Consider the following 12,998-nt stretch of genomic DNA (forward strand, 5'->3'; position numbering starts at 1 on the left):
TTCCTTTCTTATTTATTATCCTGTGATATTAAATTGATAATCTACAGAAATTAATGTTTCGTTTGTGTTTTCTTCTTTAATTAACTTGATTGATGCTTGATCAAATGTTTTACCATTTTCTGCTATATATTCAAGATCACCTAGGCTTATGTTTGAAATTTTTTTACCTTCGGAATCTATAAAGTAAGCATAATATTGATGTTTTGGTTTTAGTAAAGTATCACGATATTTACCCATAAGAGCATAATCTGATATTCAAGTTGAATATCCTTCGTCATTTAAAGTGTGTTTTGAATTTGGGTCACCTTGTTTTGTTAGATAAAAAATATTATTTGTATCTTTTATGTTAACTTTTAAAGTTCTAGCTTCACCTGTTTCTTTGTCTATGAATTGTATTCTATCTACTTTTGAAGCAGTTTTGTTATCTAAATATCCATATAAGGCTAAAGCGTCTTTTCTTTTATTTCTAAAAATACCAGATACATTTCTTTTTCCTATACCATAATTTAATAGTTGAGATATGAAGAATGCTCTTGGCCTTGAATTAATTTTTTGATCTTTAAAATCTTTTAATCTTATTGTATTATCGATAATTTCTTCACCATTATCGTCGTATAATTCCATACCAATTTTTGTTTTTTGTCATCTATCCTTAAAGAAACCGTTACTTTTAACTGAAAATTGACCAAAATATGAAGAAGTTCTTTGTTCGTTACTTGAAATGATATTATCATTTGAGAAGTCGCCTAGTGCTATTTTTTTAATATTTGATATCTCATCTTTAAGTTGATTTGAAATATCTGAAAATTCTTTTCTAAGAATGCTTAATTTTGTTTCATTTGAATCGTTTTGTTCGCTTAATTCTTTTATTTTTTGTACTTGTTCATCTGTTAAATTATCATTTTGTTTAATTTGTTGGATTTCATTTTGAACTTTCTTAATTTCATTTTGTATTTTTAATATGTTTAAATGTTTTTGGTTTAAATCTTCTTGATATTTAGAATTTATTTCAAAAGTTTTCTTATTAATTTCTCTATATTTAAGTGCTTTTACCGCTTCTAATACACCGTTATTTATGTTTTGTTGATTATTTTTGTTATCATTTCAAACAGATAATTCTGTCGAGTCTACAATATAATCTAGTCCTGAAGTAGCTTCGTTTAAACCTTTAAGATATTTAGGCAGATTTTCAAAATCGTTATAGTTTGGTACATATGTAGTTTGAACATAATCTCTAGTTAGTGTTTCTGCTAAATTATAAACATAGTCGGTAAATTTATCACTCAATAAAGCCTCAACTCTTGAAAGATTATAATTTATAACATCGCTAGTTGGTTCTCCGTTTAAGAAATTAACAAAAAGAACTTGATTAAGTGTGTAACTTTGATATGATCCATTCCCTTCTCAAATAATTAAATTACCCATAAATTTATATAAGTCTTGAGAATTTATAGAACTATATACATTTTGATCATCTTCGTTTGTGTTAAGAATTTTTTTAACATATTTTTTTAGAGCGTTTTGAATATCTTGAATGCTAAATTTAGATTCATTATTAACAAAATGAAGATCTTGCTTATTGAATGTTATACCCTCTCTAAATTTATTGTTTGAAATTACAATTCCATATTCTTTTGAGAAAATAGCTTGATTTTGAATTAAATTATTAATTGGATTAAAATCTTTAACAGCCATAAAATAATTTGAATGTCTAAACCTAAACATTGCCATATTAGCAAGTTGTTGTTCGCTATATGTTGAAATACTATTTTTTAAAGGATCGTTTTGAGAACTAGAAATTTTATTTTTTAATGTATCTAGATCAAACTTAGTTTTAACATAATCAATATCTCAATTAAAATTACTTTCTTCGATACCTTCATTATTTACTGTTACACTTTCTAATTGTGCTTTTGAATAATCAATAGAAGTAAATTCTCATAGTTTTTCAAAGGTATCAAATGAAATTGTTTCTACATTATTGATTGTAACTTTGTTTTGATTAGTTGAGAATGAATTATATAACAATTGTGTAGAGTCATTTTGTTGTGTGTTAAAAATAATTTTATTAGTTAATTCATTTAATTTTTCATTATTTTGAGTTGTTAATGCGTTTAATATTTCTTGGCTAGTTGATACTGAATTTTGTGAGTTAGCAAAAAGTATAACTGGATTTGTTTGGTTATTTCTTGTTGTTAAAAGTCTTGTTCCGCTTCTTAAAAGTGTAAAAATAGGATTTGTTTGAATAAAACCTGATATTTGTGATATACCAAATTGATCTTTGTAAGTATTTAGCGCATTTATATATCCAAATTGGCTAGATAAGAAATTCGAATCGTTAACATAAGGGAATGAATATGATTTAGTAATTTTATTATCTTTAACATACGCTAAAATATTTCCTACTAGTCCTTGTGAGACTCTGGCGTTACTTAAATTATTTGAAGTTATAATGTATTGAATTAAAGTATTTGCGTTGTTTTGACCTTCATTTATTGAAGTATATTCGAAAGATTTTCTTCCTAAATCTGGTCTATATCCATTAGTTTGTGGATTTATTTCTATTAAGTTATTTCTATATTTAATTGAGTTATATAAACCATTTTCTTCTTTATAACCAAATAGTGTTTTAAAATAAGATTTAATTTCTCCACCTAAAAATGTTTCTTCGTTATTTCAACCAGTTTCGCTGTAATTGGAAATAACGGAACTTAATATGCTTCTTTGGATAATTCTAGTTTTTTCGTTAATAAATTTAATGCTTTCTTGATCTAAAGGTTCATTTAATTTAACATTTATTAAAGGGGTACCATCTTCGTTAAATAAATTTATTTTTGTTGCAATTATTTGATTGTCTTTTTGAGATAATTCAACTATTCTTAAGTTTATCGAATCATCATTATTGATTGTCATAAAATCAAAGTAATTATTACCTAATCCATCTTTTAAATCTTTTACTATTTTTAAAACACTAATTTCTTCATAAGAATTGTTTGGTTTTTGATCATTTTTATTTTTGAAAGCTTTTGCTTTTCCGATGATATACGGATTTAATGTACCAGAATTTTCGTCGAAAGAATTAGCTATAAATAAATCACCTAGATCATTTTTTCTTATTTTTGAAGCGTTTTGTAATCCTTCAAAATCTTGTAAAAATCTTCTTTCAGGGTTCTCTAGAGTTTTATATATGTCTTCACCATTATTTTTATTTCCTCATATTTGGTTTTCTGTTTCTTTTTCTCCGTATTTATATGTACCGTCTTCTTGTTTTGTTCCGAAAATAAATTTAAAGAAAGCTCCTTTTTCGGTGTTTGTGCCAAGTGCATTTACTCTTGAAACGTCTAAATGAGTTCTGGCATAAAGATAATTTTTTAAAGCTTCTATTGAGTAGTATGATGACTCATTTAAACCACCTCTAGTTGATAAACCACCAACAATAACCGCATTACCTTTTTCATTTAATGCTTGAGATTGGTCCAAAGTAAAATGATGTCCATACTCGTGAGTTGCGACATATTTTAAAAAGTCAGTTGAAATACCTTTAAAATCGTCAAATGATGCTCCTAAAATAAGTGGTATACCAATTCTGTCGCTTTCTGAAAAACCTTGATATTCACCGTCTTCTAATTGGTATTCATAATATCCTTTATCATTTAGTTTTTTAACTATATGTGGACCATTTTGTGTTTTTAATAATTGAGGATATTTTTCAACAACTTTATCAATTAAACTAGAATATACATCATTATATACTTGGTATCTTCTACTTTCTAAACCACCTATAGGTTTACCGTTTTCGTCTAATAATGAGACATCTTCTGGGCCTGCTGTTAGAGCTCTAGGTGTAACTGCTCCACCATATTTAAGTGCAGATTTCAAGTTATTAAATTCATTTTTTAATTTAAAGTAATTATTTTTTAATTTTTGATAATTTGTTTTGTCTATATTTTTATTTTTGTATTGCTCGTTTAATTTTTGAAGAAATTCATCACTTATTGATTTCGAACTAAATGTTATTTCTTCAATGTTATTGTCAGAATCGTTTAATGAAAAAGTTATGTTTCCATCCTTAACATCAATTTTATTGACGTTAAATTCTTTTAAAGAATTTTTATCTTCTTCTTTAACATTATTTAAATCTTTAAATTCCTTTAATTTATTATATGCTTCAATTTTTGAAGAGAAAAAGTAAATATTTTTTTGTGAATCAATAAATTTGATAATTTTTTTATTTTCATACATTTTAACATCATAAAAATCTAAAAAGTGAATTAATGAACTTGAAATAATGTTTTCAAATGTTTGGTATGTCACTTCAAAATTTTTATTATTCATATCTTCACTTAAATTGATTGTTTCTTTGCTATCACCAAAATTAAAAGTAACGTTTAAGAAGGATTTATTATTTTGGTTTCTATCTTTCGAAGTGATAATTTGTTCTATTGTAGCTTCTTTAAAATCGCTAAAATGTAATTCAGTATCAAATGAGTTAGAATTGAAATTTTTGTTAAATTTTTCTTCAGTGTATTCGTATGGTAAAACAACAAATTTGCTTGAATTATTTGAGTCTACATTTTCAGGTTTATAAACTAAAAATCTTTTACCTATTAATCTTTTTGGTCCTATTAATGATAAAAATGTATCATTCCCATTTTGTAATTTTGAATTTTTAATCGCTGAAGCTTCTGGGATTGATTTTAAATATTCATCAACATTTTGTTTGGTTGCTAAATCCCTAAACAATGAGTATGTTAAAGAGTCTGATGCGTTACCCGGACCGGATTTAATTGAATATATAGGCATAGAACCAAAGAATGCATCTGGGAAGAATTTTATTTCACTCACTTCTTTATGTATGGTTGAGTGGGAACCTAAAGTTATAGCGTTTCCGTTTTCTTCTACCCCAGGAACTATTCTAAAACTTTCAAGTGTGAGTAAGTCCGGTCCTCATGAAACATTATTAATAAATCATTTTGTAAATTCAACAAATTTTTGCGGTTTTACGGCTAACACATACTCATCATAAAAACTAAATGATCCATATTTAACTTCTAATATAAATGACTCTTTATATTTTTCAAAATATTCATTATAAAAGTTGTCAAAATTATATTTTTTGTTAGCTTCATTTTCAAATCAAAATAAAGTTTGATTTTCGTTTGTTTTAGCCACTACATTTTTCTTTAGCGGGTCTAAAATTACAATTTCAGGCTTCAAATTTTTATTTTCATCATAAATAGCTGAATAGTCATTTTTTAATTCTTTTGAACTTATATATGAATATGAACCATTTACTTCATCAGAATTATTAGCGTATGCAAACATTGATCCAATACTAATTGCTGAACCTACTGCAATTATTCCGAATGATAATAATATTTTAGATTTTAAATTTAGTTTTCTTTTCTTCATTTTCACCTCTTTGAGATTGATATTTTTTATTTTTTTATTGCATAAATGCAATATTAGTGAACAATTTAATATGTTTTTTATTATATCATTTAATGTATAAATTATAAAAAAATAAGCATATTATAATAGGTATTTTTGTAAAAAGTTTATAATTTAAAATATGGAAAATAAGTACCCAAAAATAAAGATTGGAAAAGTTCAAAAAGTATTCAATGATTATGTAATAATTCAAACAAAAGAATTAGAAAAATTTGTTATTTTTAAAAACGAAATTACAGATTTTAATAGAAATATTAACAATATTTTAAGGCAAAATGATTTAATTAATTTTGTCGTTTTGTCATTTAACAGTGAAAAAAATGAAGGAAAAGGAAGTTTTAAGAGAAATCACACAAACGAATTAAATAATCGTACTATTTATAAATTAAAAGAAACTCCTGGTGGATTTAAAAATTTATTATCTTTTACATTAGCTAATATTTCTAAAAAAACAGTAGATAAAAATATAAAAAACGGTATTGAAAATGTCAAAAATTAAAATAATAGCAAATAATAGTTTAATTAATAATAACAAAATTGAAAACGAAGATTATCGTGATTTGTTAAACCAAATTAAATCTTTAAATTTTAAAGGATCAGAAAATTTAGAATTTGATGATATTGCTATAAATTATTCTATTAATGGAATTGATAAAATTATTGAATATTGTAATTTGATTTATTCTAATAATGTTGAGTATCTTATTGTTTGGTCGAGTAAAAATACTGAATTAGCATTAAAAAGTATTTTAAATTATATTTTTGGTTTATATGACTATAATATAGACAAAAAAGTAAAATTATTATTTTTAAATAGTTCAGATTCTAAAGATGTTTTTAAAGAAAAAGTTAATTATTACTTTAATTTTTCAAAGGGTAATAATCTTGCGATAATGTTTTTGGATGGTTTCAATTCAAAAAATGATAATGATAATTTATTTTATTCTAATTATTTATTGGATAAATTTAGCCGTCAAGCTAGTAGTTTTTTAATAAAAAAATTAATTTATTTTGTTGGTAAAAGCACTTGATTAAAATATATTGATAATTTTAATATCCCAAATCAAAATATTTTTATTGTATCTGAACAAATTAATAAAACTTATAATATATTAACTGAAATTTGCTTAATTGTTTTAGCAACACAAGGTGTGAATATAACCAAATTAATTAATGGGTATAAGAATGCTTCTAAATATATTTTGACTAATAATCTATATTTCAATAATTCGCTAAAATTAGCTCTATATTTAAATAAATTTAGTGAACAAGAACAAAAAATGGAAATTAAAAAAAGTAGTTTAAATTTATTTATTGCATATGATGATTTTCTAACAAATTTAATGAATTTATTTGCTAATAATTTTAATCAAAAAACATTAAATAGAAATACGTTTAATGACTATGCCGAATTTCCTGGAGATATTTCTGTTTTAGGACAATCTATCCTTTCGAATAACATTAATAAATTAGTAGTATATTTTAAAATCAAACAAAAATATTTTGATTTCCAATTATCTTCTAACGCAGATTATAATGATTTGTTAACAAATTTTAGTAATTTAACTATGCAACAATTTAATGAAATTAGTTATAAGTCTTTTGATAATTATTTAACTTCTTTTAATGATGATGTAACTTCTTTATGTGTTGAAATCGAAAAAAACGACGAAGAAAGTTTGGGAGAATTGATTTCCTTGCTTTATTGAAGTAAAATATTTTATTGTGTACTAAATAATATGAATCCTTTTTAACAAAAAAGCCTAAATAAGATATTTTAGTCTTATTTAGGCTTTTATAATTAATTATTTTTTAATAATTCATTTCCTTCTTCGTGCCCATCGTAAACACATTCACATTCTAAATCATGTGAATCGTCCATTTTGTACATCATTTGTAAAAAGTCGGAATATTTTTCTTTAAAATCAGGCACTAATTGATAATATAAATTATGACCTTCTTTTTTTGCGTATACTATTTCCATAGTTCTTAAATTCATTAAATGCTTAGAAATATTAGCTTGTTTAGAGTTAAATTTATTAGCTAGTGTTAGTACATCGCATTCATTTTCATGACATGAATATAAATGTAAAATAATTTTTCTTTTAATATCCTTGGAGAATAATCCTAAAAGCGATGATAAATCATTATTATTTGTCTTTTTGTCCATAATCTCCTAATTCTATTTTAAGTTTTTTTGTAATATTTCTTATTTCATTTTCGAATTCTTCATTGTTGTCTAAAAGATCTTCATCTTCTTCGGTGCCAGGAATGCCTTCGAAATTAATTCATTCATCATCTTTGTTAATATTTTCAACTATTTGGTCAATATGATTGAAGTTTTTGTTTTCTTCTTCGTTTGAGTTTGTAATAAAAGACATAGCAGAATCTATTTTTTGCTCTAGATTCAATTCCTTTTTAGTTATTTCATCATCTTTTTCTTCGAATGAATATTCTTCATTGAAGAAGTAACTTTTGTTATTTTGTAAGTCTTCTATTTCTTCAGGTTCTTCTTCATCTAAGTTTCATTCATCTTCCGGAATTTCGTAAATATCAGAATGTTTTATTTTATTTTCAATGTAATTTAATTCTTCATTTTTTGAAGTTTCGTTTTTTTCTAAATTATCAAAATTTTGTGTAGATTCAAATTTTATTTCATCATCATCATTGTTGTTCGAGTTTATTTCTTTAGTTTTTTGTGTTACAAAATCATTGTAGTTATTTTCAAATACTTCTTGAGTGTATTCCTTTTGAGATTGATTTTTAGGATTGAGTAATATATCATTGCTTATGTCGTTGCTTTTTTCTTTTTCGACAAAATTTATAAATTTTGTTTGTGAAATTGTGTTTGAACTTTTGTTACTTATTATTTTAACTTCTTCTTGATTTTCAATTTCTGTATTAATTTCTTTTGAATCTGAGTCAATATTATTTTGGTCGAAAATAAATTGAGTATTTCTTTCGTCAATTTTAATTTCATTATTATCTACATATTCATTAGAAGTATCGATATTTTTGTTTAATAAATATGAGTTTGTTAATATTTGTGTTTGTTGCTCTGTGTTATTTTCTTCTCTTTCGAATCAAATGTTAATTAATTTTTGTTGTTCAATTCAAGAAATTGGACTAATAATAGTTACATCATATTTTTTGCTTTTTAAAAACCAATATTTATCTCTTATTAAAGCATATTTTTTAATACTATTATCATAATTTAATGTATCAAAAATAAATCCTTTAAAAACTCTCTTATTTTTAAGAATCATAAAATCAAAAGTTATAGACCCCACTGAATAATTTTTTAATAATTCATAATTTTGGTCATTTTTGATGGTGTGTTCAAATCTATCTATTACATATTTTTTAAATCAATCTTCATAATAGATTGTGTCGCTTTCTTGAGTTTCTTTTTGAGAATTATCTATACTTTTCAAGAAATTACGTCTACCATCTGGGCCTGATTCTAAAAATTCTAATCAATTTTTAAATATTATAAGATCTGAAGTTGAATTTTGGGTTAATTGTATATCTTTTGAATTAATAGTTTTTACTACTATCATTTTTGTTTTTGCTCTTGAAACAGCAACGTTTAATGCGTTTTTACCGTTTTCACGACAAATATATGTAGAACTTAATTTTGTGTTTTGGTCATATGCTACTGTGGCAATAATTAAATCAGCTTCATCACCTTGTATGTTCTCTACGTTTCTTATTAATAATTCTCTATTATTTAGTTTTTGGGCAAATAACTCGTAATTTTTCTTATCTTCAAAAATTAAATTAGTTACATAATCGCTTTGTTTAGCGTTAAAACCTAAAATTATTATTTTTTTAAAATCGTTAATATTTTCTTTTAATATTTCGATTACCTTGTTTGCTTCCGCAATATTTTTATTATCAGATCATGTACCATTTACATTATGTACTTCTATAGGTTCTTCGATATTCTCGATGTTAGAATCAACTACATCAAGATTAGATTCATAAAAATATTTTGAAGAGAAAGACATTAAAGAAGCGTAATTTGATCTATAATTTTTATTTAAAATAGTTTGGTAAACACCCAAGGAAATTACATAATCTAATAACGATTCTACTTTACCAAAAATAGTATCATCAGTGTTTCTAGATCCAAATCAGTTGCTTGGACGCATCTGTTTTATATCTCCGGCAAGAATTTTAGTTTTTGATAAATAAAGAATTGGTAAGCCGTTTTCAATAAACATTTGACTTGATTCATCTAAAATTGAATAATCAAATTCTTCTTTTGATCAACCAGACAAATCTGAATCCGGAGTAGCTACAACGATCGGGAATAATACTTTTATTATGTCTATATACTCTTTTACGAACTTATATGGTTGGTAATTTTCAACTTTAACAGATTGAGCGAATTCTTTGTAACGCTTCATTTTTTCTTCGTCAAAATCATTTATTTTACTAAAAATTATGCCGGCTACATGTTTTTTTATGTCTTCTTTTTTATAAAATGTTTGTTTAGTTCTTAATTTCTTGCTTAACTGAATTAAGTTGTTAAGTTGTTTGAAAGGACTATTATTGTTAAAAATTAATCCATCATAGTTAATTGCATTAAAGAATTTTGTTAAATCTTGTAAATTACCATTAAAGTCTGGTAGTTTTAAATTAATATCTTTAGCAATATTTTTTACATTTCAATATTTTTTCAAGAAGAACATATATTTTAGTTTATTTTCTGAGATTAATTTTTTAACATTATTCTCTAAGTTAAATTCTTCTGAAGGATAATAAATATCTTTTGGTAAATTCATTATATATTCAATATCTGTATCTAAATTAACTTTAATTTTTTTTCTATAAAGATAATAATAGGCTTTTAAAATATGGTGTATTTGAGAATTTTTAAATAACTCAGAAGCTTGAAGGACAAATTGTTTTTCGGCTTCATTAAAATTTGATTTATCTTCTAATTTAGAATTATAATTATAATTTTCTAAGTAATCAATATATTCTTTAATAGGCTTATAAAACTCTTCTTTTCTTAGTGTTTTAGAATCGCTTAAAAATAAACAAAAACTACTTAGTACACCTAATCTTTCTTTAATAACATCTAGTGCGGCCTTTTTTTGTGAAGCAACAACGGCTGTTAATTCATAAAATAATATATTTGAAATAAGATTAATTATTGTTTCTGATTTTCCTGTACCAGGAGGACCTCATATAACTGTATTTTGCAATAGTGATGAAAAAATAGCAGTATCTTGAGAATTGTTTGTTTTTGTTATGTTTCTAAGGGTGTAATTGTCGGTGTAAAAACGATTGTTTATAGTATTTCTATATTTATTTTTATTAAATTCCACATTTATAATAGAATCAATTTCGTTATTTTCGATAATTTCTTTCATTCTATTTCTTGAATAGCCACCCGAAGGCATAAAAATACCTAAAATAGTACCGGGATAAAATATAATATTTTCATTTGTTATTTTTTCGGGATCGATATTTGTGAATTTGTCAAAATCATGTATTGGAAGTTGATATAAATCTTGCCAATCGTATTTTATTTTATTTCTTAAGTCATAAATTGTAAATTCTTCAAAATTTTCATCAAGTTTAATTTGAAATCCTTGAGCATTTAATCAAAAAATTAATTTTTCGTTAATTTTAATTCCGCCTTTACTTCTTAAGAAAGGTTTGTTATTTCTGTTGATTATCTCTACTTCTTTAAGGAATAAAGGCGCATAAACTGCCTTTTCATCTTTTCTTAATCTAACAAATAAAAAACCAATATGTAAAGATCAAACATTACTTTCATCAAGTATTTCATTTACCTTTAATTTAAGTTCATTTCAACTTCTTAATGATTTTTGATATCTTTTGCTTAATTCATTGATGATTTTTTGTTGAGCAACTTTAAGTTCAACTTCATCGCCAATTTCATTAAAAGCAAAATTGGTTTTATTTTGGTTTACCAATATATGATTAATTTCTTCAATGCTATTTGCATAAGATATTTTTGTTATTAAATTATTTATTTTGTCATTAATTAAGCTGATTTCGAAATCTTTGTTTTTGATTAGTCTATTAAAATCATCGTTTTTTAATATTTTGAAAATATCAAAATATTTTCTATTATCAACAATAGTAAAAATGGATGCATCATTTTGTAATACATCTAACATATTATCTAAAATAACTTGATATTTATTTTGCATTATTAATCTCCTTTAAAACAAATTCATAGAAAATTTTTGAAAATTCCCCAAGTATTAATGAAATAGAATTACTTTTTAAAAATACACCTGTTATTCCTTTTGTATTTTTTAATTCTTCTGCATTAATTATTTTAGAATTTTTAATATGTAAATTAACTCTTGAAGGTTTTAAATCTAAACTAGTAATATTTTTTTTACCACCTAAATTTTTTACAACATCATCAAGTTTGAATGGTAAGTAATCTAATTGAAAAAAAGTATTAGCTGGTTTTTTAGCTTGTTTTTTTCATTTAATTCATATTAAACCGAAAGATATTACGGTATAAAAAATTAATTTTAATTTATTTTTAATCATGCTTTTAATTATACTTTAATATATAAAATATATTAATATAAATTAACATTAGTGCTCATTTAAGGTTTTTTATAATTTTTTTATTAAAAATAACAAAGTACTTTTTTAATATTAATTTTTTTATTATTTGCTATACTTATCATATGAAAAAATTAGGAATTATTTTAGATTCATTTTCTTGCATGTCAATTACTGAAGCAAATGAAAAAGGGTATGGTTTTTTACCTTTAGAAATTCAATTTAATAATAAAATATACTATGATACAGGAGAAAATAACGAAACAATACTTAAAGAATATGACAAAAAAGATCTTGTTATAAAAACTTCTTCACCTAGTTTAGGTTTTATGACGGAAGTTTTTGAAAAGTTATCTAAAGAGTTTGATGAAGTTGTTTATTTAGGTATTTCATCACATATGTCAAGTACCATTCAACACGCTAGAAATATTGCTCAAAAATTAAAAAATGTGTTTATAATGGAAACTCATTTATTTAATACTCAATTAGTTAGAGTTGCTGAACATATAAAATGACTTTATGAACAAAAAGATTTTAAAATAAATGATTTATTTGAAAAGGTTAACGAAATTAATGAAACTTCAAAAACATATTTTGTTCCAAAAGCTCTAGAAAATCTTATAAAAAGCGGTAGACTTAGTTCTATTAAGAAGTTTATTTTAAGCAAGGTTAAAATCTTCCCAATTTTTGAATATAAGGAAGATGGTACAATTAGTCCTCATTCTATTAAATTAACTTTTAAAAATGCTCTTAACAAAGCTTATGGATTAACAAATAGTTTTATTGACAAAATGAAAGAATTAGATCCTAAAACTAAATTTTACTTAGATATCGTTCATGGTTTAGATAAAGAAGCTAATGATTTTGTTAATTCTCAAGAACAATTGCAACCTTCAACAAAAAACTACTTACCATTAAGTATTGCTGCACATACAGGTAATGAGGCAATTGGGATTTCTATAATGCCTGAATTAAAGTAA

The 12,998-nt window shown here is 23.9% G+C and carries 7 protein-coding genes; 3 read left to right on the plus strand and 4 right to left on the minus strand.

Translation table 4 applies throughout. The features are described 5' to 3' along the window. Positions 1-15: 15 nt before the first annotated feature. A complete protein-coding gene (locus tag N9R85_RS00940; protein WP_262858206.1) occupies positions 16-5,412 on the minus strand; it encodes a PDxFFG protein in 5,397 nt (1,798 codons plus the stop codon). Positions 5,413-5,572: 160 nt separating this feature from the next. Between N9R85_RS00940 and N9R85_RS00945 the strand changes: the two genes are divergently transcribed. Continuing rightward, complete coding sequence (locus tag N9R85_RS00945; protein ID WP_262858207.1) at positions 5,573-5,950, plus strand: RNA-binding protein; 378 nt, start codon at positions 5,573-5,575, stop codon at positions 5,948-5,950. Then, positions 5,937-7,205, plus strand: a complete 1,269-nt coding sequence (locus N9R85_RS00950; RefSeq protein ID WP_262858208.1) for a hypothetical protein — start codon at positions 5,937-5,939, stop codon at positions 7,203-7,205. The genes N9R85_RS00945 and N9R85_RS00950 overlap by 14 nt, the downstream gene beginning before the upstream one ends. A 47-nt stretch (positions 7,206-7,252) precedes the next feature. Here N9R85_RS00950 and N9R85_RS00955 read toward each other — a convergent pair whose 3' ends face one another. From N9R85_RS00955 to N9R85_RS00965, 3 genes are read right to left on the minus strand one after another with little or no spacing between them, the layout of a single operon-like run. Next, complete coding sequence (locus N9R85_RS00955) at positions 7,253-7,621, minus strand: ArsR/SmtB family transcription factor (protein WP_262858209.1); 369 nt, start codon at positions 7,619-7,621, stop codon at positions 7,253-7,255. Next, positions 7,602-11,645, minus strand: a complete 4,044-nt coding sequence (locus N9R85_RS00960; RefSeq protein ID WP_262858210.1) for an AAA domain-containing protein — start codon at positions 11,643-11,645, stop codon at positions 7,602-7,604. Before N9R85_RS00960 ends, N9R85_RS00955 begins: the two co-directional genes overlap by 20 nt. Beyond that, positions 11,635-12,000, minus strand: coding sequence for a PTS sugar transporter subunit IIABC (locus tag N9R85_RS00965; RefSeq protein ID WP_262858211.1), 366 nt, complete (start codon positions 11,998-12,000; stop codon positions 11,635-11,637). Before N9R85_RS00965 ends, N9R85_RS00960 begins: the two co-directional genes overlap by 11 nt. A gap of 143 nt (positions 12,001-12,143) precedes the next feature. Here N9R85_RS00965 and N9R85_RS00970 point away from each other — a divergent pair, with 143 nt between their 5' ends. Continuing rightward, entirely contained in the window at positions 12,144-12,998 is an 855-nt protein-coding gene (locus N9R85_RS00970) for a DegV family protein (protein ID WP_262858212.1), read from the plus strand.

Origin of the sequence: Mycoplasma sp. CSL7503-lung (assembly GCF_025515455.1) — a bacterium.
In the GTDB taxonomy this organism is placed as follows: Bacteria; Bacillota_I; Bacilli_A; order Mycoplasmatales; family Metamycoplasmataceae; genus Mycoplasmopsis.